The organism is Gordonia amarae NBRC 15530, from assembly GCF_000241345.1.
GTDB lineage: Bacteria > Actinomycetota > Actinomycetes > Mycobacteriales > Mycobacteriaceae > Gordonia > Gordonia amarae.
On the sequence record NZ_BAED01000040.1, the window covers coordinates 25793 to 52173 of the forward strand.

Below are 26381 nucleotides of genomic sequence, written 5' to 3' on the forward strand. Positions count from 1 at the left end.
CGGCCGGACGACCGTCGACACAGATCAGGCGGCCGGACGTACGGCGAAGACCGGGATGGTGTGGGCGTACGGGGCGATGTCAGCGGCGGACGCGTCGGCGGCCAGCTCCCCGGGGAGGAACTTACCCACCTCCCAGCCCCAGCGGCCGAGGTAGGCCGCGATGATCGCGGCACGATCGGCCACCGGGACCTCGGCGACCACGATGCCTCGGACCTTCCTGCCCCGACGCAGTTCCGCGGCCGGGGTCACCCGCACGTTCCGGACCCACTGGGTCTCGCCGCGGACCGCGACCAGGTACTCGGTGCCGTCGAGGGTCATCGGGTTGACCGGGATCCGTTGCGGTTGACCGGTTTTCCGCCCGGTGACGGTCAGTGTCCAGGCACCGGCGAGGTTGATACCGAGCCGGGTGAGGCCTCCGACGACAGCATTGAAGGCGCGATCGAATCCGGTGGGCGCAACGTAGTGGACGGTGGTGTTCATGGGAACCTCCGGGATTGTCTGAGAATTCAAGAGCACTGCTCTCGAAACAATGGTGCGCCATCGTTCGCAAGATTGCAAGAGCGGTGCTCTCGTTTGTGGCAGAATCGGGGTCGTGACCACGATCGAGACACCCGATTCCGGACGGCGGCGCGGCGGCCGGGCGGCCAACCGTGAGGCGATGGAACAGCAGATCCGCGAACTCGGACGCAGCCATCTGCGCACGCACGGGGCCGCGGGGCTGTCGCTGCGGGCGATCGCGCGGGACCTCGGTGTCGTGTCGTCGGCGGTGTACCGGTATGTGCCCAGCCGGGACGATCTGCTCACACTGCTGCTGGTGGAGGGGTACACCGATCTTGCCGACGCCGTCGACGCGGCCGTCGGGCGGGTCGATGACGAAGACCCGGAGTCACGGCTGCTCAATGCGGCGACGTCGGTACGGCTGTGGGCCGTCGCGGATCCGGCGCGCTGGGCTTTGCTCTACGGCAGCCCGGTGCCCGGGTATGCCGCACCCGCCGAGCAGACGGTGGTGCCGGGGACGCGGGTCGTCGCGACGCTGCTTCGAGAGTTGGGTGGCGCCTACGGGCGCGGGCTGGTGCGTGACGATCTACCTGGCGGCTCCGCGGTACTCTCGTCGGATCTGGCCGCGATTCGTGACGAGTTCGGGCCGGCCCTGCCTGACGCAGTGATCGCCGCGGGGTCGATGCTGTGGGCCACGTTGATCGGGGCGGTCAGTCTGGAGGTGTTCGGGCAGTACGGAGCCGGGACGTTCCGGCATCCGGAGGAGTTGTTCGAGGCACAGATGCGGCTGGTGTTGTCGCGGATTCTCTTGGGGAGTACCGGTTCTGGGGTGGTTGCGTCAGGTGGCGAAAGGTCGCCGGACCCTTCGTGACCCTCGCTCCTTCGTCGCTTCGGCCTCAGGGATCAAGATGTTTGGGCGCGCAGTCGTCGCGCAGTCGTCGTATCGCCTCAGGGATCACGACGGGGCCCGGGTGGCCGCCGCGGGCGCGAGTCCCGCGGCGGCAAACACGTCAGGTGTCGGCCTTGGCGATGTCGGCGGTGACGCCGTCGCCGAGTTCGATGGCACCGGAACCGGAGTCGGCGGGCACCACGTCGAAGACGACGGCAAGGACCTCACCGGCGATCAGGGCGGCGTGGCGCTGTGCCCATTCGAGGCGTTCGGCGGGTACCACCAGGCGGACCTCGATGCGGTCGGAGACGTCGAGATCCAGTGAGCGGCGGGCGTCCTGGAGTTCGCGGACGCGGTCCTTGGCCCAGCCTTCGGCCTCCAGTTCCTCGGTGACCGTGGTGTCGAGCACGACCAGCCCCGCCCCGCCCGGCAGCTCGGCCGTCGAATCGGGTTCCACCGCGACGAGCTTGCGCGAGTATTCACCGTCGACAAGGTCGACGCCGTCGGCGGAGACCACCTCTGTGCCGTCGGATTCGGTACGCACCGACCAGTTTCCGGACTTGACCGCCTTGATCACCTGCTGCACCTGCTTGCCCAGGCGGGGACCGGCGGCTCGGGCGTTGACGGTCAGCTCGTAGCGGCCGAAGCGGTCGGCATCGGTCGCCAGCGTCACCGACTTGACGTTCATCTCGTCGGCGATCAGATCGGCATAGGGACGCAGCCGCTCGGCCGTCGGCGAGGCGACGGTGAGTCCGGGCAGAGGCAGGCGCACGCGCAGCTTGTTGGCCTTGCGGACGCTTGACGCGGTCGAGCACACGGCCTGCACCTCGTCCATCGCGGCCACCAGCTCGGCGTCGGCGGGCAGGTCGCCGGCCTCCGGCCAGTCGGTGAGATGCACCGACCGCTCCCCTGTCAGGCCACGCCAGATAGCCTCGGTGGCCAGCGGCAGCAGCGGCGACGCGAGCCGGCACGCCACCTCCAGCACCGTGTACAGGGTGTCGAAGGCGTCGGCCTCGGTGTCCTGCCCGGTCCAGAAGCGTGACCGCGACCGGCGCACGTACCAGTTGGTCAGCGACTCGACGAACTCGCGGAACGCCTCGCACGCACCGGCGATGTCGTATACGTCCAGGGCCTCGGTCATGGTGTCCCGGGTGGCGGCCAGCTTGGCCAGGATGTACCGGTCGAGCACATGCTCGGAGTCGGTACGCCAGGTGGCCGGACGGTCGGCGTAAAGCTGCAGGAAGCTGTAGGCGTTCCACAGCGGCAGCAACGCCTGCCGGACTCCCTCGCGGATGCCGCGTTCGGTGACGATGAGGTTGCCGCCGCGCAGCACCGGTGAGGCCATCAGGAACCAGCGCATCGCGTCGGAGCCGTCGCGGTCGAAGACCTCGTTGACGTCCGGGTAGTTGCGCTTGGACTTGGACATCTTCTGGCCGTCGTCGCCGAGGACGATGCCGTGGGCGATGACGCTCTTGAACGCGGGCCGGTCGAACAGCGCGGTGGCCAGCACGTGCAGGTTGTAGAACCAGCCGCGGGTCTGCCCGTTGTATTCGACGATGAAGTCACCCGGGTTGTGCGCGACCTCTCCCGACTCCGAGTCGCCGTCGAACCAGCCCTTGTTCTGGAACGGGTAGTGCACCTGTGCGTACGGCATCGAGCCGGACTCGAACCAGCAGTCGAGCACCTCAGGTACCCGGCGCATCGTCGAATTACCCGACGGGTCATCAGGATTGGGCCGGGTCAGCTCGTCGATGTAGGGCCGGTGCAGGTTGGTCGGACGCACCCCGAAGTCGCGTTCGAGCTCGTCGAGCGAGCCGTACACGTCCACGCGCGGGAACTCCGGGTCGTCGGAGACCCACACCGGGATCGGCGCACCCCAGTACCGGTTGCGGCTGATGTTCCAGTCGCGGGCACCCTCCAGCCACTTACCGAACTGGCCGTCGCGGATATGCGAAGGCGCCCAGGTGATCTCCTGATTCAGTTCCAGCATGCGTTGCTTGATCGGGGTGACCGCCACGAACCACGACGGCACCGCCATATAGATCAGCGGCTGTCCCGACCGCCACGAGTGCGGGTAGGAGTGCTCGATCGTCTCGTGCCGCAGCACCTTACCGGCGGCCTTCAGGTCTTTGATGATGACCGGGTTGGCGTCGAAGACCATCAGCCCCTCGTACGGCGGCACCTGCGAGGTGAACTTGCCGCCCTGATCCAGCGGCTGCACCACCTCGATGCCGTTGGCGGTCGCCACATCCATGTCCTCTTCACCGAACGCCGGCGCGAGATGCACGATGCCGGTACCGCTGTCGGTGGTGACATAGTCGGCCAGCAGCACCCGGTGCGCGTTGGGATGACCGGCGAAGAAGTCGAACGGCGGTGTGTACGAAAGGTTTTCCAGATCGCGACCCTGGTACGACGCGACCACTTCGGGCTCGCCGAACTCCTTGGCGTACACCCCGAGCCTGGCCTCAGCCAGCAGGTAGTCCTGCCCGTCGGTCGCCTTCACGTGCACGTAGTCGACGTCGGGGTGGACGGCGACGGCGAGGTTGGACGGCAGCGTCCACGGCGTGGTGGTCCAGATGACGGCGTTGACGCCGTCGAGCGGGTTTCCGGGTGCGACGATGGGCATCCGCACGGTCAGCGCGGGGTCCTGCCGCATCCGATAGGCGTCGTCGAGTTTGGATTCCTGGTTGCTCAACGGGGTCTGCTCGTACCAGGAATACGGCAGCACTCGGTATCCCTGGTAGATCAGGCCCTTGTCGTGCAGGCGTTTGAACGCCCACATCACCGACTCCATGAAGTCGAGATCGAGCGTTTTGTAGTCGTTGTCGAAGTCGACCCAACGGGCCTGGCGGGTCACATAGTTGCGCCATTCGCCGGTGTACCGCAGCACCGAGTCGCGGCAGAAGTCGTTGAACTTCTCCACGCCCATCGTCTCGATCTCGGACTTGTCGGTGATACCGAGTTGCCGTTCGGCTTCGAGTTCGGCGGGCAGGCCGTGGGTGTCCCAGCCGAAGCGGCGCTCCACCTTCTTGCCGCGCAGCGTCTGGTAGCGCGGCACCACATCCTTGACGTAACCGGTGAGCAGGTGACCGTAATGCGGCAGGCCGTTGGCGAAGGGCGGACCGTCGTAGAACACGAACTCGTCGGCGTCGGCGCGGTTGTCGATGGACGCCTGGAAGGTGCCGTCGGTCTGCCAGTAGTCCAGGACCAGCTTCTCGACGTCGGGAAAGCTGGGGGCGGTGCGGCCGGTGCCGCCGGTGAGATCGACGAGCGGGTAGGTGCGCCCGGGGGTGCCCGATTCTGGATTCTCGGGGGATGCTGTCACTGCTGTCTCCTCGTGCCGGACTCTCGAAGTGCCGAACTTCTCGAAAGTGCTCGCACGGGGACGCATCGGTGCCATCGTTGACACCGCGGCGCGGTACCACCCCGCTTGCGCCGCGGGTGCGGCGCCTCTCTACGGCCTGCGCATCCGGGGTGGACGCACACGCCTGCGGCTGTGACGGGCCGCTACCCGCCTGGGTCTAGTGAGAACCGCCGTTGTCGTTGCCGACGACTCGCGGTCCCGTTCTTCCAGGTGCTCCCCGGTGATGGCCGGATCGACGCGAGCGCACACTGTGCGACTTGGGCACAATGCGGCGCAAACGACAGTGTAGCGCTGCCGGAGCAGCGCTACACAATCGGTTTTTCGTGCTGTTCAGTTATCGCGAAGTCCGCTCAGCTACCGGGACGCCACTCGGGATCGAGCGGGTCGATCTTGCGGCGGCGCCCGGTGACCGGCGGTGTGCCGCCGTCGGCCTGCCCGGGCTGCGGGGATTGACCCGAGGGCGACCAGGGCCGCGGGATCTCCTGCGAATCCGCGCCCGGGCCGAACTGTCCCTGCTGACCGGTGGGCGGCTGATACTGCGGACGCGGCTGCTGCGGCATCCGACCCGACTGGGGCGGGTTGCCCCAGCGTTCGGAGAACCCGGGTTCTGAGAAACCCGGTTCGGGGCGCCCCAGGTCGGAGCGACCGATGTCGGGTCGGCCGCCGGCCGGGTTCTGCGGCGCCGGGCGCTGCTGCGGGGCCTCCGGCAGCCCACCGACCGACCGGAGGTAATCGTCGTAGCCGCCTGCCGGACGTCCGGTCGGCGGCGCGGGCTGCGGCCGCGGCGACGGAGGTGTCGGCTGCGAGTAGCCCGCGGCCTCCGGCTGCTTGTTGAGGCCGAGCCCCGGGGGTACCGCGGTCTGGCCGGTGGAGCCTACGGCCGACGGACCGGCCGTGGGCGCTCCGAGGCGCTGTGTCGAGGCATTCCCCGGCCCCGACGCCCGAACCCCTGGTTCGCGAGCGGCCGGCTCTTCGATGTCGGCGAACTTCCGCGGACCCGACGCGACGTCGTCGTTCCATGCGGGCGCGGCCGACGGTGGCACCGCCCCGGCGCGCGGCTGTGCGGGTATGGAACCCGACCGCGCCGCACCGCGTGGGCCGCCGGGCCGATGCCGGACGCTGGTGCCGCCGCTGTCGACGGCCTCGTCGTCGGCGTCGCTGTCGTTGGTGAGGGTGCTGGTGGAGCCGGCGCGGCGGCCGGCGGTCGATGCCCCGACCATCTGCTCGACGCTACGGGACGGCGCGCGGCGCGCGGACCCGACGACGTCGGCGATCAGGAATCCCAGACCCGCCAGACAGATGACGATACAGGTGATAGCGAGCCAGACTGTGCCGGTGACAAGTCCCAGAATCAGCAGGACGAATGCGACAAGTGTGGCGCCGAGTGCCAATGCGAGCACGATGTATGCCTACCCTGTCTTCCCGGTCAGCCCGTGTATCCCGCTGAGTATCCGCCCGCGTTCTGCTGTTCGGCCGGATATCCGCTTTCGACCGGTGCGGCACTGCCTCGCTGCTGCAACTCTTCGAGCTGCGATTCGAGGTAGGACTTGAGGCGGGTGCGGTACTCGCGTTCGAAGGTCTTGAGCTGCTCGATACGACCTTCGAGGACGGTGCGCTGCTGGTTGATAGTGCCCATGATCTCCGAGTGCTTGCGCTCGGCATCGGCCTGCAGGGCGTCGGCGCGCTCCTGGGCCTGGCGGACCTGGGTCTCGGACCGGGTCTGCGAGTCGGCGAGGATGGCCTCGGAACGCTGACGTGCGTCGCTCAGGAGCGCGTCGGCCTTGGTCTGGGCCTCGTTGACCATGGTGTCGGACCGGGTGCGGGCATCGCCCAGCAGGGTGTCGGCCTCGGCGCGTGCGCTGCCCGCGACACGATCGGCGGTGTCCTGGGCGAGGGCGAGAACCTTGGCGGCACGCAGGCTTGCGTCCTGGTCGACGGCAGTGGGTCCGGCCGGGGCCTCCGGGGCAGGTGCCGCAGGCGTCGAGGGCGTCACCTTGAGGACCGTGGTCTGGTCGTCCATCTCCGGCGTGCCGGCGGGGGCAGCTCCGCCTTCGCGGGCGGCGGCGAGGTCGGCTTCGAGCTCCTCGACCCGCTGCTTGAGGTCGGAGTTCTCCTCGAGCAGCCGCTCCAGCTCGGTCTCGACGAAGTCGAGGAACTGATCGACCTCATCCTCGTTGTAGCCGCGTTTACCGATCGGCGGTTTACTGAACGCGACGTTGTGCACATCAGCTGGTGTCAGCCGCATGTCGGTTCCCCTCATTCTCATCCTCGAGGCCGCTTGTCGTCTCGAGTTCGTTCGTAGGTTCTCGTGTTCTAGTGGTCCAGGCTATCGGAGTCCGGGCCACCGGGTGAGCGACCCGCTGGAGCGAACCCGGTTAGGCTACAGCTCCGACAACGTCACCCCTACAGTTTGACACTACTAGCAATTCATGCCAGTCAAAATTTGCCACTTTGGCGTCACACTGTCGCATCAGCCCCATCTGTCACACGGGATCGATGCAGTCTCGCAATACAACGGTGATTCAATCATGACATCTGCGGTTACCGTTTCCCAGTTTTCCGGTCGGTGGGTCGCAGGATTGCAGGTGAGCGACGTGCCGATCGCCGTCAGACCAGGAGGGCGAGGGCGGTTCCGGAGGAGTTCGCGGCCCCCTGGGCGATTCTCATCCCGATGATCACAACGATCATGACGATCATGAGCGAGAGATCCAGGCGCACCGGGCCGAGCGGAATCGGCGGTATCAGGCGCCGGAGAAGCTTGATGGGCGGGTCGGTGGCGGTGAATACCGCTTCGATGATGACCACGGCGATGCCGGTCGGCCGCCACTCGCGGGCAAAGGAACGCACCAGCTCCACCACGAGCCGTGCCAGGAGCAGGAGCCAGTAGACGAAGAGGATGTAGTAGAGAACCAGATAGAAGGTCGTCACATCACAAGGTTGCCTGATAGGTCGGCACCCATCGCAACGCGGTGCCTATTTTGCGGAGTTTCACCCCAGGTCTGGTGAAAGGCCGGGCCGCATCGTCTGGACCGAGGAGCGCGAGGGAGCTTGCGACCGAGTGCGACGAGGGAAGACGATGCATTAGGCCCGGCCTGTCAGCAGACCCGATGACTCAGTGGTTGTAGAAGCCGGTTTCGGCGATCTTGCGGCGGTCTTCGGGGGTGACGTCGACGTCGGCGGGCGACAGCAGGAAGACCTTGGTGGCGACTTTGTCGAAGGAGCCACGGAGCGCGAAGGCGAGTCCGGCGGCGAAGTCGACGAGTCGTTTGGCGTCGTCGTTACTCATGTTGACGAGGTCCATGATGACGGGGCTGCCGTCGCGGTAGCGTTCGCCGATAGTGCGGGCTTCGCTGTAGTCGGAGGGCCGCAGGGTGGTGATCTTGTGCAGCGGTCCGTCGGCGAAGATGCGGTCGAGTTCGTGCTGGTCGCTGCCGGCCCCGGGCCGGGCGTTGGCGGACCGGAGGGTGGAGGCGGCGCTGCGCTGGAGTGGTTCGAGGCGTGCAGGCTGCCGCAGGCGCTCGTTGGTCTCTTTGATGTGCCGTCCTCCGGCGTAGGCGTATTCAGGCTTCTCGTAGGCGCGGTCGTCGTAGCGACGGTCCTCGTCGCAACTGTAGTCGGCGTCACGGGGGCCGTCGGCGAATCCGCCGCTGCGGTAGTCGGGTTCCCGGTAGTCCGGGTCCCGGTAGTCGGCGTCGCGGTAGTCGCTGCCCCGGTAGTCGCTGTCGAGGTAGTCGGAGTCTCGGTAATCGGTGTCGCGGTAGTCGGCCTCGTAGTCGTCGCGGTATCCGCGGACAGCACGCAGCGGGGCACCGGGCTCTTCGAGGTAGTCGTCTTCGTACTCGCTCGGAGGCACCATGCCGAAATATGCCTTGAACTTCTGCATTGTGGTCATTGCGGGTCTCCGATCGTTGCGCACCGGCGAAAACGGTTGTTGTCACAGTGCTTGGTGGTTCTCATGTGACCGATGTGATTAGTGAGAGATTAGCGTCGCAGGACCGGCGACACCGGGACCGACACGCAGGGAACACCAACGATCTTCAATCGCCTCTTCACGATCGGATGGTTCACGAATTCCGTTGCGCCACAGCCCTGCCACCGGCCGCAGCCGCCGGTGCGCACGAATCGGCCGCGCTGCTGCGACGAATACCGGCTGCCCATCGCCCGTCAGCCTTCCATCCAGATGACCGATGCCAGGCGACCCGTCGGCGCACCTCTGCGGTGGCTGAAAAGGGTGGGATCGGAGATGGTGCAGCGGGGATCGACGGCAACGGCGCCGACACCGGCGTCGAGAAGTTGCCGGTGCACGCCCGCGCGGATGTCGAGGCCCGGGGTGTTCTTGGTGGTCGCGCAGGCGCTGCCGGGCAGGTGCGTCTCGACATCACGTTGCATCTCGGCGGGCACCTCGTAACGCGCGCCCGAGGCGGCGGGGCCCAGGAGCGCACCGATTCGCTCAGGCCGCGCGCCGAGTTCGGTCATCGTCCGCAGCACCTCGGCGACGATGCCGATCCAGGCGCCGACGCGGCCCGCGTGCACGGCCGCGATGACGCCGGCGTCGTCGTCGCTGAGCAGGACGGGCACGCAGTCCGCCGTGAGCACGACGAGGGCGAGTCCGGGGGTGGTGGTGACAAGCGCGTCGGTGGCGGCGACCGGCCCTGTGGCCGGTCCGTCCACCACCGAGACGTTGCGGCTGTGGATCTGTTCCATCCACACCAGGGAAGCCGGCGGGAGCCCGATGCTGCCGGCGAGGCGGCGCCTGTTCGCAGCCACGGCCGCCGGGTCGTCGCCGACGTGGTCGCCGAGGTTGAAAGAGTCATACGGAGGCTTGGAGACGCCTCCGGAGCGGGTGGTGACGACACGCCGCACAGTGGCGCGCCCGGGCGCGGAACGCCCGGGCCCGGCACCTGCGATGGATCCGGACATGCCGTTCATTATCGGGGCTGAGCGGGCCTCAGCGCTTCATGAACGACGGCACGTCGACGTCGTCGTCATCGATCCGCACGCTGTTGGGGCGAGGCGCCTCCTCGCGCGCGGCGAACGGGTCGCCGCCAGAGGCCGGCACCTTGCCGAAGAGCGGATCGTTGGCCGTGGCACGACCGACGTTGCCGGCCTGGCCGGGGACGACACCTGTGCGGGCGGCGGTGGGTGCGGCCGCCTTGGCCGGAGCGGCAGCGGCCTCGCTCCGTGTCCGCGGTCCGCCGTCGAAACCGGCCGCGATCACCGTGACGCGGACCTCGTCTCCGAGGTTGTCGTCGATCACGGTGCCGAAGATGATGTTGGCCTCCTCGTGCGCGGCCTCCTGCACCTGCGTGGCAGCGTTGTGGATCTCGAAAAGACCGAGGTCGCTGCCGCCGGCGATCGAGATGAGGACGCCGCGGGCACCCTCCATCGACGCCTCTAGCAGCGGCGAATTGATCGCCGATTCGGCGGCCTTCTTGGCCCGGTCCTCCCCCCTGGCCGAACCGATACCCATGAGCGCGCTGCCGGCATCGCTCATGACGCCCTTGACGTCGGCGAAGTCGACGTTGATCAGGCCCGGGGTGGTGATCAGGTCGGTGATGCCCTGGACACCGTTGAGGAGCACCTCGTCGGCGCTGCGGAAGGCGTCCATCAGGGTGACCTGGGCGTCACCGAGCTGCAGCAGCCGGTCGTTGGGGATCACGATGAGTGTGTCGCAGGACTCGCGGAGCGCGACGATGCCGCTTTCGGCCTGATTGCCGCGGCGCTTGCCCTCGAAGGAGAAGGGCCGGGTGACCACACCGACGGTCAGCGCACCGAGCTTACGGGCGATCTGCGCGACGACGGGCGCACCGCCCGTGCCGGTGCCACCGCCCTCACCGGCTGTCACGAACACCATGTCGGCGCCCTTGAGCAGTTCCTCGATCTCGTCCCGCGCGTCTTCGGCAGCACGCCGGCCCACCTCGGGGTCGGCTCCGGCACCGAGGCCGCGGGTCGAATCACGGCCGACGTCGAGCTTGACGTCGGCGTCGCTCATGAGGAGCGCCTGGGCATCGGTGTTGATCGCGATGAACTCGACTCCCTTGAGTCCCTGTTCGATCATCCGGTTGACGGCGTTGACGCCGCCGCCGCCGATGCCGACGACCTTGATCACGGCCAGGTAGTTGTGCGGTGGCGTCATGTCCATCGCCTTCCTCATCGGTGTTAATGCTGCAGCTGCGGACGGAACCCGTCGACGGTGTGACGACATACCGACGCCGAACCCTGACACCCTCGCGGCAAACTCTAAACCTCAACCATAGACTTAGAGTTATGTCAAGTAGTTCCGTGTTGGTCATGACGCTAAGCACGCGGACGCCGATGAGCCAGTAACGGCGCGGCGTGTCGCGAAGTTGTTGGGTGAATTCACGTTGCCGACACACATTTCACCTTGTCGGCCACCAGGAACGATCGCGTCTGAGACCACTCTCACTTGAAGGCGGGGAAGTCAGGGCTCGACACGTTATAGAGGGTTCCCTGGCGACTCAACAGGTTTTTCAGCGCCCGGGCCTTCTCGTCTCCCCTGGCACTGTCACCCCAGACGACGCGGCGGTCGCCCTTGAGGGTCAGCTCGATGTCGACCGGCGAGGTCGCGGCGACGGACACCAGGACGCGGGTGAGGTACGAGGGGAACCCGGCGACCGCCTTGACCGCGGCCTTGGTGGTCGGGTCGGTCGGGCCGGGGTGGGCGGTGGTGAGCTGTGGCAACGACGCCAGCTGGGCCGGGACCTTCTTGCCTTCCGCGTACGTCAGGTACGCAACACCCAGCCGGTCCAGGATCTGCGTGGTCTGGCCGTCGACGATGCGGACGACGGGTTGCCGTTCGACGACGGTGATGGTCAGGGTCGACGGGTACGAACGCTGCACCCGTGCGGACTCGATCGACTCGATGGCCGCCACCCGCCGGGCCACCGCGGCGGTATCCACCTGCAGCAGCGGGGTCCCCGATTCGACGCCGGCGACAGCGAGGATCTGGCTCTCGGAGACGACCTTGTTATCCAGGACCTCGGTGTCGCGCACCGACATCAGTGGGGTGTAGTACGCGACGAGGGCCCCGGCGACGACCACCACGACCACGAGCACCGTCCAGATCAGTCCCCGTCGCCGCAGTGCCGGGCGCCCGATCATCCCGTCGGCTCCCCCGCCCGCGCGCCGGACCTGTCACCGGGTCCGGCGGCCGCGGCGAGCGCGGTCAGGATCTCCGGTCCCTGCATCGTGATGTCGCCGGCACCGATGGTCAGCACGATGTCACCGGGGCGTGCCTCGGCGGCGACCACCGAGGGCAGCACGGACAGATCCGCGACGAATCGGCCCGGGACGGTGAGCAGGTCGCTGATCGTGGCACCGCTGACACCGGGCCGCGGAGCCTCGCGGGCACCGTAGACGTCGGCGACGAACACCTCGTCGGCGAGGTCGAGCGCTCCCGCGAACTCGGTCGCGAACTCGACCGTCCGCGAGTAGAGGTGTGGCTGGAACACCGCGATGACGCGGCCCGCCGGCCTGTCCGCCCCCGCGGCCGCGGTCACCACGTCCCGAGCCGCGGTGAGGACCGCGCGCACCTCGGTCGGATGGTGGGCGTAGTCGTCGACGACGGCCACCTCGCCGGCCACGCCCCGCAGCTCGAACCGCCGGTGCACGCCGCTGAAGGATGCAACACCCTCCAGCACCGCACTCAGGCCACCGCCCGCCCGCACGCACCCGAGCACCGCGCCGATCCCGTTGAGCGCCATGTGTTTTCCGGGCAAGGTCACGGTCACCGGCACGGTTTCCGGCTCGCCGTCGGTGATCCGGTCGGCGAATCGCACCTGCGCCTCACCGCCGGCGACCCGCGGTGTATACCGCTGCAGCATGGCCACATTGGGCACGCCGGGGGCCAGATCCGCATGTGTTCCCTCGCCGTATCCGATGACCTCCACACCGCGCTCGGCGAGCGCCGCCGCACAGCGCCCGGCCAGCGCGGCCGATCCCGGATCATCCAGACAGACGATCAGGGTGCCGTTGTCGACTATGCACTCGGCGAACCTGTCGAAAACCTCGACGTAGGCCTCGCGGGTACCGAAGTGATCAAGATGGTCGGCCTCGATGTTGGTCACCACGACGACGTCGGGCCGGTATTCGAGCAGCGAGCCGTCGCTCTCGTCGGCCTCGGCCACGAACACCGCGCCGGTGCCGTGGTGCGCGTTGGTTCCCGACTCGTTGAGCTCACCGCCCACCGCGAACGACGGATCGAGACCACAATGCTGCAGCGCCACCACCGACATCGACGTCGTCGACGTCTTGCCGTGCGTCCCGGCGATCAACAGCGTCCGGAAGCCCGCCATCAGCTCGGCGAGCACCACCGGGCGCAGCAGCACCGGGATGCCGCGGGAGCGGGCGGCGACGAGTTCGGGGTTGGTCTTGGGGATGGCGGCATAGGTGGTGACGACGGCGGTCGGTCCACCCGGGAGCTGGTCGAGGGCCGACTGATCGTGCCCGATCTGTACCCGCGCACCCCGGGTGCGCAAGCCCAGGATGGCGCGGCTGTTCTTGGCGTCCGATCCCGACACCTGACCACCCCTGGCCAGCAGGATCCGGGCCAGCCCCGACATCCCGGCGCCGCCGATGCCCACCATGTGCACCCGGCGGAGCAGCTCGGGAAGGGGACGTTCGGTGAGCACACCGCGCCCGCCGCCGGTCATCGTCGGCTCCGGGCCAGCTCGAGAGCGGCCGCCGCGACGGCCTCCGCGGCGTCCCGATGACCGGTCGACAGCGCGGCCTGCGACATCGCCGCCAGCGCGTGCTTGTCGGCCATCATGGCCGGCACATGTGTGGCCACCCACTCGGTGCTCATGTCGGCATCGTCGACGATCACGCCGCCGCCGGCGTCGACGATGGGGACGGCGTTCAGGCGCTGCTCACCGTTTCCGTGGGGCAGCGGCACGTAGACCGCGGGCAGTCCGGTGGCCGATACCTCGGCGACGGTCATCGCACCGGAGCGGCAGATCACCAGGTCCGCGGCCGCGTAGGCGAGGTCCATGCGCTTGAGGTAGCCCACCCCGCGGTACGGCGGCGCGCCGTCGGGCGACTTGGGGTCGATCGAGTTCTTGGGTCCGTACGCGTGCAGGACGCCGATTCCGGCCTCGCCGAGTGCCTCGGCTGCGCCGGCGACGGCGTCGTTGATGCGCTGCGCGCCCTGCGAGCCACCGAAGACCAGGAGCGTGGGGACATCGGCCAGGCCGAAGTACTGGCGCGCCTGGGCGCGCAACGCGTCGCGGTCGAGGGCGGCGAGCACTCCCCGCACCGGCATCCCGACCACCTGCGCGTCATCGAGACCCGAGTCGGGCACCGCCGCGAGCACCTTGTCGGCGAACCGGGCGCCGACCTTGTTGGCCACCCCCGCGCTCGCGTTGGCCTCGTGGATGACGATCGGGATCCGCCGGCCGCGGCGCACGTGCAGCCGCGCCGCCAGATACGCGGGCAGCGAGACATACCCGCCGAAGCCGATCACCACGTCGGCGCCGACCTCCTTGAGCACGGCGCGGGTGGCCTTCACCGACTGCACGACTCGCAGTGGCAGCCGGGCCAGGTCTTTGTTGAGCTTGCGCGGCAACGGGACGGGCGGGATCAGTTGGAGCGTATATCCGCGCTCGGGAACCAGGGTGGTCTCCAGGCCGCGGGTGGTACCCAGGGCGGTGATGGTGGCGGACGGCTCGAGCCTGCGGACGGCGTCGGCGACCGCGAGCGCGGGTTCGATATGACCCGCGGTGCCGCCGCCGGCGACCACCACGGACAGACCTCCGGGACCCGCTGTGCCGGGTGTTTTCGCCTCGGGTTGATCAGCTGATCCCGAACTCGTCACTGCAGTACCGCTCCATTCCGGTTGCCTGGTTTCCGGTCGCGCCGGCGCCCACCGGCGAACCGGTCAGGCGGAGTAGCGCCCGCCGCCCCCGGATCCGCCCCGACGGCTCCGGCCTTGCGTGCGCGGGGCCGGGTCCGTCCGGCGGTTGGCGCTGTACCCCGTACGGTAGTCGATCCGCAGCCGTGCGGTCCGCTCCCATCCGTCCGCGCCGCTTGTGCCGGTGCCCACATTTCCGCGTCCTGTGTTTCCCCGGGTGCGGCGCACTCCCGCGCCGCGGTAGCCACCGCCACGGGTCGACGTGGTGCGCTCAGCGGATCTCGGCGTACCGCCCCTGCCGGTCGGCCACCCCACGCGCAGAGCGGACGGACGGTTCGCCGGCGCCGACGGGACCTGGCCCTGGTCCCGGCGACGCTCCTGCGGGCGCGGGGATTTTCCGCGCTCGGTGGGGACGCGTGCGGCCCGGTAGGGCACCGGCGCGGGCAGGCGCAGCCAGCGGCCCGCACCGGATCGGCGGCCTACCGACAACGCCGCGACGGCATCCGGTTCGTGCCGGGCGGCGTTGGCCATCAGGCCCAGCATCGCCAGCACCGTGAGCGCCGAGGTACCGCCCGCGGACACCAGCGGCAGCTGGATGCCCGTGACCGGCAGCACACCGATGACATAGCCGATGTTGATGAAGGCCTGGGCGACGATGAGCACGGTGATGGTCGAGGTGAGCAACCGCAGGAACGGATCGACCGACCGCGACGCGATGCGGAAACCCACGTAGGCGAGCAGACCGAACAGCCCGACCACCATCAGGCCGCCAAGCAGGCCGAGTTCTTCGCCGATGATCGCGAAGATGAAGTCGTTGTGCGCGTTGGGCAGGTAGTTCCACTTGGCGCGGCTCTGCCCGAGTCCCTCGCCGAACACGCCGCCGTTGGCGAGTGCGTAACTCGCCTGCCTGGACTGGTATCCGGCGCCCTGCGGATCATCGATGTGCCCGAGGAAGTTCAGCACGCGCTGCGACCGGTAGCCGGCCACGAGCGAGAGCATCACCGCCAGGCCCGCACCGATCACCGCGAAGGATCCGAACACGACAAGCGGAAGTCCGGAGAACCACAGCAGGGCACCGACGATGATGGCAATCGTGATGGTGGTGCTCAGGTTGGGTTCGAGCATGATCAGCACACAGATCAACAGGGCCATCGGCAGCAGCGGGATCAGCAGTTCCTTCAGGCCCGCGTTCTCCTTGCGGCGGGCTGCCAGCACGTGGGCGCCCCACACGCAGAGCGCGACCTTGACCAGTTCGGACGGCTGGACCGACAGGCCCGCGACGACGAACCATCGGCGCGCGCCGCCGCTCTCGATGCCGATGCCCGGGATCAGGACGAGGACCAGCAGGATCGTGGTCACGGTGATCATCACCGCGGCCAGCCGCCGGAACATCCGCACCGGCATCCACAGCGTGACGTAGAACACCACCACGCCCATGAGTGCGAACACCAGCTGGGTGGTGAACAGGCCGTAGGCGGAGCCCTCCTTGGAGTACCCCTCCACCGACGACGCCGACAGGATCATCACCAGGCCGAGCAGCGTGAGCAGGCCGGCGAGCGCCAGCACAAGGTGATAGGAGGCCAGCGGCCGGCTCAGCAGACTGCCCGCCACCTCGCGGACCGCGGACACCACCGAGGTGACCTGTCCGCGGACGCCCCGGGGCGTCGACGACGCGGTGGTCATCGCGAAGCCGATACGTCCGTACCCCGCAGCAACCGCGCCGCGTCGGCGAACGAATCACCGCGACGGCCGTAGCCGGCGAACATATCGAGCGAGGCCGCGGCCGGGGCGAGCAGGACCGCGTCGACCGGCGTGGCGCCGGGCTCCGCGTTCGCGGTGGCCGCGAGGGTCGCGGCCTCCCGCACCGCATGCCGCATCACCAGGTCCGCCGATCCGGTCCCGTCGTCGCTCTGCCCGGAGCCGAGGGTCACGGGCGCCGGGGCACCGTCGATGAGTCGCTGCACATTCACCGCTCCATCGTCACCTGTGAACACTGTGACAGCTGGGACATCTGGGGCGTGTCGTGCGATCGAATCAAGGATGATTTCGCGATCGGTGCCGATGGCCACCACACCGGCGAGCCGTTCCCGCATCTCGGTGAGCAGATCGTCGACGGACGCACCCTTGAGCAGCCCACCGGCGATCAGCACCACCCGCTGCCGGGCCGCGATCGCCGCCCGGGCCGCGTGCGGGTTGGTGGCCTTCGAATCGTCGACGAACTCGACACCGTCGATCGTCTCCACCACCTCACCGCGATGTGCGGCCGGCGTGAACCGGGCCAGGCCGGCCGTGACCGACTCCGCTCGCACCCCGATGGCCAGCGCCAGCGCGGCCGCCGCGAGCGCGTCCGACCACCCCGACGGACCCACCGGCCGCACCTGGGCGGCAGGCAACAACGTTCCGCCGCCGAAGGCGCGGTCGATCAGTTCACCGTCGTCGATGCCCAGCTCGCCCTCGCCGGGCCCGCCGAGCGTGAAGCCGACACGGCGGGTGCCGGGGCCGGTCCCGATCGCCGCGGCCACCGCGTCGTCGAGGCCGACTACGCCGACCCGTCCGCGCAGGGCGGTCGCCTTGGCGTCACGGTAGGCGGCGAACGAACCGTGCCAGTCGAGGTGATCCTCGGCGACGTTGAGGACCACGCCCGCATCCGGCACGATCGACGGCGCCCAGTGCAGCTGGAACGACGACAGTTCGGCGCACAGGACCTCGGCCCGCGGCTGCGCGGCGAGCGCGTCGAGCACCGGCAGGCCGATGTTCCCGCAGGCCGCGGCGGCCCGGCCGGCGGCCGACACGATGGCCTCGAGCATCGAGGTGGTGGTGGTCTTGCCGTTGGTGCCGGTCACCACCAGCCAGGTGCGGGGCGCCCCGAACCAGCCGTCGTGGTCGATCCGCCACGCCAGTTCCACCTCGCCCCACACCGGCAGCCCGGCGTCACCGGCGGCCACCACCAGCGGATGGGTGGGCGCGAATCCCGGCGACACGACCACCAGGCCGGTCCGTGCGGTCCACTCCGGGTCGGCGAGCAGGTCGTCGATACCGACGCACCGCGCGCCCGCCGCCCGCAGCTCCGCGGCCACCGGGACCTCGGTGGTCTGGCCGGCCCCGAACCGGGTGTCGGCGACGACCACCGGCACACCCGCGGCCAGCAGGTGACGGGCGGCCGACGAACCGGCCACACCCGCCCCGCCGACGACGACCTCCCCGGCGGTCAGCTCCGCGATTCCCGTCTCCCGCACTCCGGTCACCTCAGCCGCCCGTGACGAATTCGCTGTAGAACAACGACAGGCCGAGCGCGCAGGCGATGGCCGTCAGCAGCCAGAACCTGATGATCACCGTCGTCTCCGCCCAGCCGCCGAGCTCGAAGTGATGGTGGAACGGCGCCATCCGGAACACCCTGCGCCCCGTCGTCCGGAAGAAGGCGATCTGGATGACCACCGACATGATCTCCGCCACGAACAGCGCACCGATGATCACCGCCAGCAACTCGGTGCGGGTGGTGATGGACAGACCGGCCAGCATGCCGCCCAGTGCCAGCGAGCCCGTGTCGCCCATGAAGATCTTGGCCGGCGCCGCGTTCCACCACAGGAAGCCCAGACAGGCGCCACCACCGGCGACCGCGATCACGGCGAGGTCGAGCGGGTCACGCACCTGATAGCAGCCGGAGGTGATCTCGGCTGTCGACTTCGGACCGCCCGAGCAGGCGTTGCGGTACTGCCAGAACGTCACCAGCACGTACGAACCCAGCACCATCGCCATCGATCCCGCGGCCAGCCCGTCGAGACCGTCGGTGAAGTTGACCGCGTTGGACCAGGCCGCGACGACGAGCCAGCAGAACACCACGAAGGCGATCGAGCCCATCTCCATCACGTCGATGTCGCGGACATACGAAAGCTTGGTGCTGGCCGGGGCGTACCCGGCGTCGTTGCGGAACTGCAGCAGCAGGATGCCGAACAGGATCGCGGCGACGAACTGGCCGACCGACTTGGCCGTCTTGTTGAGGCCGAGGTTGCGGTGTTTGCGGATCTTGATGATGTCGTCGAGGAAACCGACACCACCGAGCACAGTGGCCAGGCCCAGAACCAGCAGACCGGAAGCGGTGGGACCCTCCCGGTCGGTCAGCCAGGCGACCAGGTGCGAGCCGAAGTAGCCCGCCCACAGCGCGGCGATGATCGCGACGCCGCCCATGGACGGCGTACCGCGCTTGGTCTGGTGGCTCTGCGGCCCCTCGACGCGGATCTCCTGCCCGAAGCCGCGCCGGGAAAAGATGCGGATCAGGACCGGTGTCAGCAGGATCGACACCGCCAACGCGATGCCACCGGCGATCAGGATCTGTGTCACGGTCGTGCCCCACCCGTCAGTCGTCCCGGCCGGTCACCCGGCCGCACAGGGCCAGGACAGTACCTCTCGCCCACCCAGCTCGTCACGTCGTACTCCATCTACTCGTCACCGGCCCCGGCGGCGTCGTCGCCCGCCCAGACCAACTCGTATCCCAGCACCGTCTGCCATTGCCCCACCACCGCGTGCAGGTCGTCCGGTCCGGCGACGACGACGATGTCGCCGGCGGCGGGCCGCCACTGCTCGTCATCGACGGTCACCGTCAGCGCCTGGGCCGCGTCCGGCACCAGCCGCACCTCGTCTCCCCAGGAACCCTCCATGATCGCGCCCTGATACAGCGCCCGCACCGACCGCGAATCCCCCACGCACAACGTCTTGTCGATCGCCAGCCGCACCACGAGCCGGCCGACCAGATCGTGCTCGACGACGCGTTCGTTCTCGCTGCGGCCCGCATCCTGACCGTCCTCGGGCAGGTCCAGTTCACCGATGAGCGCCCAGATCCGCACCGGTGCATCCCTGCTCCCGGCACCGGCCCGTAGCTGGGCGGCGGTACGCAGCAGTTCCCTGATCTGGGCGACACCGGCGGCGCCGGGCGCGCGCAGCACCGTCATCGTGGTCATCGGTCCGCTCCCGTCACATCCCCGGCTCGTAGGGCGTCGATCGCCGCGGCGAGTTCGACGCGGTCGTCGAAGGGATGTTTCACCCCGTCGATCTCCTGGCCGGTCTCGTGGCCCTTGCCGGCGACGACCACGATGTCACCGGGCCGCGCCCACGCGGCGGCCGCGGCGATGGCCTCACGACGGTCCCCGATCTCCCGGACGTCGTCCGCACCGGCGGGCCGCTCGTCGCCGGGCACCGACTGCGCTCCGGCCGCGACGGCTGCCCGGATCGACGCCGGGTCCTCCGAACGCGGATTGTCGTCGGTGATCACCACGAGCTCGGCCCCGCGGGCCGCCGCGGCGCCCATCAGTGCCCGCTTGCCGGTGTCGCGGTCGCCGCCCGCACCGAGCACCACGGCGACACGTCCCGTGGGCGTCGCCTCATCCGCGCCGGTGTCGCGCTGGGCGCGCAACGTGGCCAGCACCGCCTCGACCGCGCCCGGTTTGTGGGCGTAATCGACCAGCGCCAGGAAGTCCTGTCCCCGCTCCACCCGCTCGAGCCGGCCCGGCACCCTGGTCTGGGCGATGCCGTCGATCGCGACCTGCGTGGCCACCCCGGCCGAGGTCGCGATCGCCAGCGCGGTGAGCGCGTTGGCGATGTTGTAACGTCCCGGCAGCGGCACGGTCAGCTCGTATTCCAGGCCCCGCGGACCGGTCACCGGCACGACCTGCTTGCCCTCGGCCGTCCCCTGGGTCCGTCCGGCGGTCCACTGGGCGCGGCGCCCGGTCGTCGTCTCTCGCGGATTCGCCGACACTGTCACCGGGTCCGGCCGCGAGCCCGTGGCCGCGCCGCGGGCCACCTCGGCCATGCGCCTGCCCCACTCGTCGTCGACGCAGATCACCGCGCGCGAGGCATGGGTGGGCGAACCCGCCGCGAACAGCCTGGCCTTCGCATCGAAATACGCCTGCATGGTGTCATGGAAGTCCAGGTGGTCCTGCGACAGGTTGGTGAAGGCACCGATGGCGAAGTGCGCGCCGTCGACGCGGCCGAGTGCCAGCGCATGACTGGACACCTCCATCACCACCGAGTCGACACCGTCCTCGACCATCGCGGCGAGCAGCGCCTGCAATGTGGGCGCTTCGGGGGTGGTGAGCGAACTCGGGATGGCCACGCCGTTGATACGTGTCTCGACGGTGCCGATCAGGCCGGCCGACCTGCCGGCGGCCAGCAGCGCCGCCTCCACCATGTAGGCGGTGGTGGTCTTGCCCGACGTCCCGGTGATCCCGATCAGCTTCAGCCGTTGCGAGGGGTGCCCGTAGATCCGGGCACTGACCGCGCCCAGAATGCGGCGCGGCTCCTGCTGGATGAGGACGGCGCACCGTGCGTCGGTCGGCAGCACCTTGGACAGCTCCGCGCGGCCGGCCGGATCGGTGAGGATCGCGGTGGCACCCGCTGCCACGGCATCGGCCGCGAACCTGGCGCCGTGCGTGTTGGCCCCGGGCAGCGCCGCGAACAGATCACCGGGCTGCACGTCCTGACCGCGCAGGGTCACACCGGTGACCTGTGCGTCGTGACTGTCGGCACCGATCAGATCCAGCCGCGCGCCGGTCGCCGCGGACAGCACCGTCACCTCGGTCGGCGCCACCACCCGTGGCCGGCGCGGACCGTCGGGACGGTCCGCGCCCTGCTTACGGGAACGGCGAGTCGAGGCCATGAGATCTCCTCTGCTCACTCTTGCTCGGACCGGCACTCGTGCGCCGATCGGGGACGTTCGGTTCGGGACTCTGCCATGCTCGGACCCCGCCCACCGAGGAACGGTGACGGCGCGACCGGCACCGCACGACGGCCCGGGGAGCCGCCGACGGACAACTCACGATACCGACACGCCGGGCCGTCACCCGCACCAGCACCGTCGGCCTCAGGTTTGCCGGGACCGGACCTCGCACACCTCCGGACTGTCCTCACCGGCCGCTAGTCCGCCTGCAGAACCAGCCGCGGCGTCGGGTGCGCCGACAGCGGCACCCGGTCACGCTGCAGCATCCAGGAGGCGATGCTCGAGAACAGCGGCGCCGCCGACTGCCCACCCGAGCCGTCCGAGCTGCGCTTCGGGTTGTCCAGCATGATCCCGATCACATACCGCGGCTTGTCGGCCGGGGCGATGCCCGCGAACGTGATGTTGTACGAATCGTTGGAATAGCAGCCGCAGTCGGGGTTGACCTGCTGAGCGGTTCCGGTCTTGCCGGACACCTGGTAACCGGGGACCGCCGCCTTGGCCCCGGTGCCGTTCTGCACTCCCATCGGGTCGTCCTGGATGACCGCCCGGAACATGTCCCGGACCGTCTTGGCCGTGGCCGGACTGACCACCCGCACCCCCTGCGGACGTGACTCGTCGCTGCCCGCCGAATTGTGGGCGCCCGTGCCCTCGTCGACGATGATCCGCGGCGGGATCCGGACACCGTCGTTGGCGATCGCCTGGTACATGGCCGTCATCTGCAGCAGCGTCATCGACAGGCCCTGACCGATCGGCAGGTTGGCGAACGATCCGCCGGACCACTGGCTCAGCGCCGGGACGTTGCCCGCGCTCTCGCCGGGCAGCCCGACACCGGTACGCGAGCCGAGACCGAACTTCGCCAGCATCGCGGCGAAGCGCTTCTCCCCGACCTTCTTGGCCAGCATCAGCGTTCCCACGTTGGACGACTTACCGAAGATTCCGGTGGTGGTGTATGGAGCGGGACCGTGCGCCCACGCGTCGTTGACCGTGACGCCTGCCAGCTGAATGGACCCGGGCACCCGGTGCACCTCGGTGGGCGTGGTCAGGCCGTACTCGATGGCCGCCGAGGCGGTGACCACCTTGCCCACCGAGCCGGGCTCGAACGGCGAGGTGACCGAGGAGTTGCCGAGGTTCGCGTTCTGCTGCTCCGACAGCGGTCTGGAGGCGTTGAAGGTGTTGTCGTTGGCCATCGCGAGCACCTCGCCCGTGTGCGCGTCGAGCACCACCGCGGACGCGTTCTTGGCGCCGGAGGCGTTCTTGGCCTGTGACACCGCGGTCTGCACGTACCACTGGACGTCGGAGTCGATGGTCAGCCGGACCGTCTTGCCGTTGATCGCCGGATGCACATTCCGGGTGCTGCCCGGGATCACCGCGCCGTCCGAACCGCGGTCGTAGGTCCGCGAGCCGTCGGTGCCGCCGAGTACCGGTTCCAGTGACGCCTCCAGGCCGAGCAGGCCCTGTCCGTCGTAGTCGACGTCGCCGACGATGTTGGCGGCGAGCGAACCGCCCGGATACAGCCGGATCGGCTGCGGGTCGGCGCCCACCTCGGGGAACTCCTCGGTGATCCGGGCGCTCACCTCCGAACTCACCGACCGGGCGAGGTACTCGAAGTCGTTGGAGCTGTTGAGCTTCGCCAGCAGGTCGGCCTCGCTGATCGATCCGCCGAGCGCCGAGGACACGCCCTTGGCGATCTCCCCCAGCCGTGTCTTGACGTCGGGTGCGGCGGAGTCCTTCGCGTGCGCGTCGGCGATGCTCTTACGCACCGCTTTGGGGAGGAAGGTCAGTGAGCGTGCCTCATCGGTGTAGGCGATGGGCCTGCCGTTGCGGTCGATGATGGCGCCGCGCTTGGCCGTCAGAACCTGGGTGAACTCGCGTTGCTCGGAGGCCTGGGCGGACAGCGATCCCGCGTCGATCACGTGCACATACACCATGCGGATAGCCACCACGATCACCGCGACGACGATGACGACCCCGGCGGCTTTGGCCCGGAAGGCGAATCCGCCTGTGCCCGTGGGTTCGTCACCGGACCCCGGACCGCCTGGACCGTCGGCGCCACGGGTGGGGCGGGACCCCGGACCGGCGTCGCTCCGGGATTGCTTCCGGCCCGTGCTCGCGGCCGGACCACTGCGCGGACCGCCGCCCGATCGGGCAGTCGGCCGATCAGAGGTGGTTCGTGTCATGGTTGGTCATTGTCCATCCGATCACCGCGGCTGCCCCGAATTTCCGCCCGGCGGGTTGCTCTCGGTCGGCAGGACGTTGGGCGCGGGGGTCTGCGTGGGCGCCTGCGACGGCTGCGTGGATGCCTGCGAGTTCACCTGTGTTCCAGTGGAGTTCGGCGAGTTGGCGACCCGTCCGGACTGATCCGACGGCGCGTTCTGATTCTGGCTCTGTACCGACCGGTCGGTATCGGCCTGCGGTACGGTTGTCTGATCCGTCCGACTCTGCCCGCTCTGGGTCTGGTCGGTCTGGGCCTGGTCGGAACCGCCGAGACCGTTCGAATCGTCCACCTTGGACTTGTCGATCTTCGCGAGCGGATCCTCGGTCTTACCCGTGTCGTTGATGGACGGCAGCGACCGCCCCTCCGCTGGCGACAACTGCCCCACCACCCGGCGTTTACCGTCGGCGCCGACGATCATCCGCGGCGGGTTGTCCGACGGGATCATGCCCAGCTTGCCCGCCTTGTCCGACAGTGCGGCGGCCGAATCCCCGGACTCGAAGGTCTGCTTGAGGGTGTCGACCCGATCCGACAGGCTCTGGTTCTCGCTGCGCGCCACACCGAGCCGGTACGAATCCTGCGCCGCCTTGGTCGAAAGCCACAGGCTCAGCCCGAGTCCCGCGACCAGCACGACGATGATCGGGACCACGAACGGCACGCGCCGGTTCCGGGTGGTGCCGCTCACCCCGGACTCACCGCCGCGGGCGATGCGGCGCTGCCGGCGATCGATCGCCCGCTGCGCCAGCGCGGACCTGCTCGCACGCTCCCCACCGACCGTCCGTCCGGCTCTGCGTCCGCCCCGGGCCGGGGTCGCCTTGTCCGACTTGGTCGCCTTGTCCGACTTGGGTGCCGGATCCGTCCTGGTCACCTTGTCGTGTAGGAGGGTCATAGGTCAGCCCTTCTCCTCTATCCGTTCGATCACCCGGACACGCACCGGGGCCGAACGCGGGTTGGTCTGGAGCTCATCGTCGTCGGGCCGGACCGCACCCCGCGTGACGAGCGAGAACTCCGGTCCGCTGCCCGGCAGCTCGACGGGCAGCCCGGGCGGGGTCCGCGACGCGGTACGGGAGGCGAACTCGCGCTTGACGATCCGGTCCTCGAGGGACTGGTAGCTCATCACCGCGACCCGCCCGCCGACGCGCAGTAGGTCGAGCGCCGCGGGCAGCGCCTCCGACAAGGCCGCCAGCTCGCTGTTCACCTCGATCCGCAACGCCTGGAATGTGCGCTTGGCCGGGTGGCCGCCCGTCCTGCGGGTGGCCGCCGGGATCGCGTCGTACAGCAGGGCGACGAGCCGGGCGCTGGTGGTGAACGGCTCCCGCTCACGCTCCCGCAGCACCGCCGAGGCGATCTTTCCGGCGAACCGCTCCTCGCCGTATTCGTGCAGCACCCGGGCGAGTTCGCCGTGCGAGTAGGTATTGAGGATATCCGCGGCGGTAAGAGTTCCCGACGGGTCCATCCGCATGTCCAGCGGCGCGTCGACGGCGTACGCGAAACCACGATCGGGCCGGTCGAGCTGCATCGACGACACCCCGAGGTCGAACAACGCCGCGTCGATGAGGGTGCGTCCGGTCGCCGCGATCACATCCGGCAGTTCGTCGAATCGCGCGTGGTGGAAGGAGATCCGGTCACCGAATCCGGCCAGCCGGGCCCGGGCGATCGCCAGGGCGGACTCATCCCGGTCGATGCCGATCACCGTGATGTCCGGATAGGTGCGCAGGGCGAGTTCGGCATGCCCGCCGGCGCCCAGAGTGGCGTCGACAAGAACCGGGGCCGGACCGCCCGCCGGAGGGGTACCGGTCAACGCGGGCCCGACAAGGTCGATCATCTGCTGGGCCATCACCGGGATGTGGCCGTGGTCGGCACGCCCATCGGGGGGCTGTTCGGTCATCTGGCCCCCTTCGGTCCTACCGGGTCGATCTCACCGGCACGCCCCGGAACCCGGTTGCGGGCAGCCGGAAACAAGCCACGATTGATTTGAGGGATACCGGTCTCTGCCGAGACCGGGAGGCGCACGATCCAGTTGAGGAGGTTCCGGCGCGAAGAGGTCCCGGTCCGGACACGCACCTGGCGTTGGGGAAGTACGCCAGGGTCGCTCCGGGCCGAGGCCTCACCGCGCCGGCACTACCTGCCTCGTGGTGACACCCGTTGGGCCGACTACAACAGCGAATCCAGTGCAGCGGAGTTCGCGGCCGAGAAGTTCTCCTCGTGTTGGCCTTGGTATTCAGTCCATGTCGGTGCGTCCCAGATCTCCAGATGATCGAACGCGCCGATCACCACGCACTCCTTGACCAGACCGGCGTATTCCCGGTGACCCGCGGACAGGGAGATCCGCCCTTGGGCATCGGGACGTTGTTCGTCGGAGCTGGCAAAGAAGTAACGCTGGAAAGCTCTGGCTTCAGGGTCGTTTCGCGAAGCCTCGCGCAGTCGCTCGGCAACCGCGTCAAAGTCGTCCAACCGGTACACCGACAAGCTGCGGTCTTGGCCCCGTGTGACCATCACGCCTCCTGCCAGTGCTTCGCGAAACTTCGCGGGCAACGTGAGTCGCCCCTTGTCGTCCATCTTTGGCGTGTAGGTGCCGACAAGTCGTGCAGACATGCCGCCTCCTCACACACCCACCAAGTTCGGGCGACAAGGTCACTCTTGCTCGGTAGCAGCCACTGTACCCCACTTTCCCCCACTTTCCACCCCTACCGCCCCACCCGTCCCCCACCGATCGGAAACTTGCAGTTCAGGGCGTCAAAACTCTCGACACGAAATCCGACACGCCGAAGCACAATCGGGGATACGCGTGTGGCAAAAGTGTCTCAAGAGGTAATTGTGATGCCGAATGTGCCCGGATCG

At 68.9% G+C, this 26381-nt stretch carries 21 protein-coding genes; 1 reads left to right on the top strand and 20 read right to left on the bottom strand.

The window, feature by feature from the left end:
* Positions 1-24: 24 nt before the first annotated feature.
* Positions 25-480, bottom strand: coding sequence for a nitroreductase family deazaflavin-dependent oxidoreductase (locus tag GOAMR_RS10445; protein WP_005186807.1), 456 nt, complete (start codon positions 478-480; stop codon positions 25-27).
* Positions 481-658: 178 nt separating this feature from the next.
* Here GOAMR_RS10445 and GOAMR_RS10450 point away from each other — a divergent pair, with 178 nt between their 5' ends.
* The gene (locus GOAMR_RS10450) at positions 659-1369 is read left to right on the top strand and encodes a TetR/AcrR family transcriptional regulator (protein ID WP_170319147.1); all 711 of its coding nucleotides are present in this window, start codon (positions 659-661) and stop codon (positions 1367-1369) included.
* Between the two features lie 139 nt (positions 1370-1508).
* Here GOAMR_RS10450 and ileS read toward each other — a convergent pair whose 3' ends face one another.
* From ileS to mraZ, 19 genes are all read right to left on the bottom strand, one after another.
* Positions 1509-4778: an isoleucine--tRNA ligase gene (gene ileS / locus GOAMR_RS10455; RefSeq protein WP_085949047.1), complete on the bottom strand. Its 3270-nt coding sequence runs from the start codon at positions 4776-4778 to the stop codon at positions 1509-1511.
* Positions 4779-5101: 323 nt separating this feature from the next.
* Entirely contained in the window at positions 5102-6151 is a 1050-nt protein-coding gene (locus GOAMR_RS23615; protein ID WP_005186811.1) for a hypothetical protein, read from the bottom strand.
* 26 nt (positions 6152-6177) lie between these two features.
* Positions 6178-6996, bottom strand: a complete 819-nt coding sequence (wag31, locus tag GOAMR_RS10465) for a DivIVA-like cell division protein Wag31 (RefSeq protein WP_005186812.1) — start codon at positions 6994-6996, stop codon at positions 6178-6180.
* Between the two features lie 362 nt (positions 6997-7358).
* Positions 7359-7679 (bottom strand): YggT family protein, encoded by a 321-nt coding sequence (locus GOAMR_RS10470; RefSeq protein ID WP_005186814.1) that lies wholly within the window; start codon positions 7677-7679, stop codon positions 7359-7361.
* Positions 7680-7863: 184 nt separating this feature from the next.
* Positions 7864-8643 carry a cell division protein SepF gene (locus tag GOAMR_RS10475; RefSeq protein ID WP_005186815.1) on the bottom strand — a complete coding sequence of 260 codons (780 nt, stop codon included), beginning with the start codon at positions 8641-8643 and terminating at the stop codon, positions 7864-7866.
* Positions 8644-8915: 272 nt separating this feature from the next.
* On the bottom strand, positions 8916-9671 hold the full coding sequence (gene pgeF, locus GOAMR_RS10480) for a peptidoglycan editing factor PgeF (protein WP_005186816.1): 756 nt from the start codon (positions 9669-9671) through the stop codon (positions 8916-8918).
* A gap of 28 nt (positions 9672-9699) precedes the next feature.
* Positions 9700-10887, bottom strand: coding sequence for a cell division protein FtsZ (gene ftsZ, locus GOAMR_RS10485; RefSeq protein WP_040514991.1), 1188 nt, complete (start codon positions 10885-10887; stop codon positions 9700-9702).
* Positions 10888-11174: 287 nt separating this feature from the next.
* On the bottom strand, positions 11175-11873 hold the full coding sequence (locus GOAMR_RS10490) for a cell division protein FtsQ/DivIB (protein ID WP_005186820.1): 699 nt from the start codon (positions 11871-11873) through the stop codon (positions 11175-11177).
* Positions 11870-13423 carry a UDP-N-acetylmuramate--L-alanine ligase gene (gene murC / locus GOAMR_RS10495; RefSeq protein ID WP_005186821.1) on the bottom strand — a complete coding sequence of 518 codons (1554 nt, stop codon included), beginning with the start codon at positions 13421-13423 and terminating at the stop codon, positions 11870-11872. The genes GOAMR_RS10490 and murC overlap by 4 nt, the downstream gene beginning before the upstream one ends.
* A complete protein-coding gene (gene murG, locus GOAMR_RS10500; RefSeq protein ID WP_005186822.1) occupies positions 13420-14511 on the bottom strand; it encodes an undecaprenyldiphospho-muramoylpentapeptide beta-N-acetylglucosaminyltransferase in 1092 nt (363 codons plus the stop codon). The genes murC and murG overlap by 4 nt, the downstream gene beginning before the upstream one ends.
* Positions 14512-14646: 135 nt before the next feature.
* Complete coding sequence (ftsW, locus tag GOAMR_RS10505) at positions 14647-16302, bottom strand: putative lipid II flippase FtsW (RefSeq protein WP_005186823.1); 1656 nt, start codon at positions 16300-16302, stop codon at positions 14647-14649.
* A complete protein-coding gene (gene murD, locus GOAMR_RS10510; RefSeq protein ID WP_005186824.1) occupies positions 16299-17855 on the bottom strand; it encodes a UDP-N-acetylmuramoyl-L-alanine--D-glutamate ligase in 1557 nt (518 codons plus the stop codon). Before murD ends, ftsW begins: the two co-directional genes overlap by 4 nt.
* Before the next feature lie 10 nt (positions 17856-17865).
* Positions 17866-18957, bottom strand: coding sequence for a phospho-N-acetylmuramoyl-pentapeptide-transferase (mraY, locus tag GOAMR_RS10515; protein WP_005186825.1), 1092 nt, complete (start codon positions 18955-18957; stop codon positions 17866-17868).
* 98 nt (positions 18958-19055) lie between these two features.
* Complete coding sequence (locus GOAMR_RS10520) at positions 19056-19574, bottom strand: hypothetical protein (RefSeq protein ID WP_005186827.1); 519 nt, start codon at positions 19572-19574, stop codon at positions 19056-19058.
* Positions 19571-21268 (bottom strand): UDP-N-acetylmuramoyl-L-alanyl-D-glutamate--2,6-diaminopimelate ligase, encoded by a 1698-nt coding sequence (locus tag GOAMR_RS10525; protein ID WP_005186830.1) that lies wholly within the window; start codon positions 21266-21268, stop codon positions 19571-19573. Before GOAMR_RS10525 ends, GOAMR_RS10520 begins: the two co-directional genes overlap by 4 nt.
* 257 nt (positions 21269-21525) lie before the next feature.
* Positions 21526-23505 (bottom strand): peptidoglycan D,D-transpeptidase FtsI family protein, encoded by a 1980-nt coding sequence (locus GOAMR_RS10530; RefSeq protein ID WP_005186832.1) that lies wholly within the window; start codon positions 23503-23505, stop codon positions 21526-21528.
* Positions 23506-23526: 21 nt separating this feature from the next.
* Entirely contained in the window at positions 23527-24429 is a 903-nt protein-coding gene (gene ftsL, locus GOAMR_RS10535) for a cell division protein FtsL (protein WP_005186834.1), read from the bottom strand.
* Between the two features lie 3 nt (positions 24430-24432).
* Complete coding sequence (rsmH, locus tag GOAMR_RS10540) at positions 24433-25428, bottom strand: 16S rRNA (cytosine(1402)-N(4))-methyltransferase RsmH (protein ID WP_005186835.1); 996 nt, start codon at positions 25426-25428, stop codon at positions 24433-24435.
* 266 nt (positions 25429-25694) lie between these two features.
* Positions 25695-26135 carry a division/cell wall cluster transcriptional repressor MraZ gene (gene mraZ / locus GOAMR_RS10545; RefSeq protein ID WP_005186845.1) on the bottom strand — a complete coding sequence of 147 codons (441 nt, stop codon included), beginning with the start codon at positions 26133-26135 and terminating at the stop codon, positions 25695-25697.
* Positions 26136-26381 lie beyond the last annotated feature (246 nt).

Coding starts and splice junctions, on each gene's coding strand:
- GOAMR_RS10445 (WP_005186807.1), bottom strand. CDS start 480: ATGAACACCACCGTCCACTACGTTGCGCCCACCGGATTCGATCGCGCC.
- GOAMR_RS10450 (WP_170319147.1), top strand. CDS start 659: ATGGAACAGCAGATCCGCGAACTCGGACGCAGCCATCTGCGCACGCAC.
- ileS (WP_085949047.1), bottom strand. CDS start 4,778: ATGCGTCCCCGTGCGAGCACTTTCGAGAAGTTCGGCACTTCGAGAGTC.
- wag31 (WP_005186812.1), bottom strand. CDS start 6,996: ATGCGGCTGACACCAGCTGATGTGCACAACGTCGCGTTCAGTAAACCG.
- GOAMR_RS10475 (WP_005186815.1), bottom strand. CDS start 8,643: ATGACCACAATGCAGAAGTTCAAGGCATATTTCGGCATGGTGCCTCCG.
- pgeF (WP_005186816.1), bottom strand. CDS start 9,671: ATGTCCGGATCCATCGCAGGTGCCGGGCCCGGGCGTTCCGCGCCCGGG.
- ftsZ (WP_040514991.1), bottom strand. CDS start 10,887: ATGACGCCACCGCACAACTACCTGGCCGTGATCAAGGTCGTCGGCATC.
- GOAMR_RS10490 (WP_005186820.1), bottom strand. CDS start 11,873: ATGATCGGGCGCCCGGCACTGCGGCGACGGGGACTGATCTGGACGGTG.
- murC (WP_005186821.1), bottom strand. CDS start 13,423: ATGACCGGCGGCGGGCGCGGTGTGCTCACCGAACGTCCCCTTCCCGAG.
- ftsW (WP_005186823.1), bottom strand. CDS start 16,302: ATGACCACCGCGTCGTCGACGCCCCGGGGCGTCCGCGGACAGGTCACC.
- GOAMR_RS10520 (WP_005186827.1), bottom strand. CDS start 19,574: ATGACCACGATGACGGTGCTGCGCGCGCCCGGCGCCGCCGGTGTCGCC.
- GOAMR_RS10525 (WP_005186830.1), bottom strand. CDS start 21,268: ATGGCCTCGACTCGCCGTTCCCGTAAGCAGGGCGCGGACCGTCCCGAC.
- GOAMR_RS10530 (WP_005186832.1), bottom strand. CDS start 23,505: ATGACACGAACCACCTCTGATCGGCCGACTGCCCGATCGGGCGGCGGT.
- ftsL (WP_005186834.1), bottom strand. CDS start 24,429: ATGACCCTCCTACACGACAAGGTGACCAGGACGGATCCGGCACCCAAG.
- rsmH (WP_005186835.1), bottom strand. CDS start 25,428: ATGACCGAACAGCCCCCCGATGGGCGTGCCGACCACGGCCACATCCCG.
- mraZ (WP_005186845.1), bottom strand. CDS start 26,135: ATGTCTGCACGACTTGTCGGCACCTACACGCCAAAGATGGACGACAAG.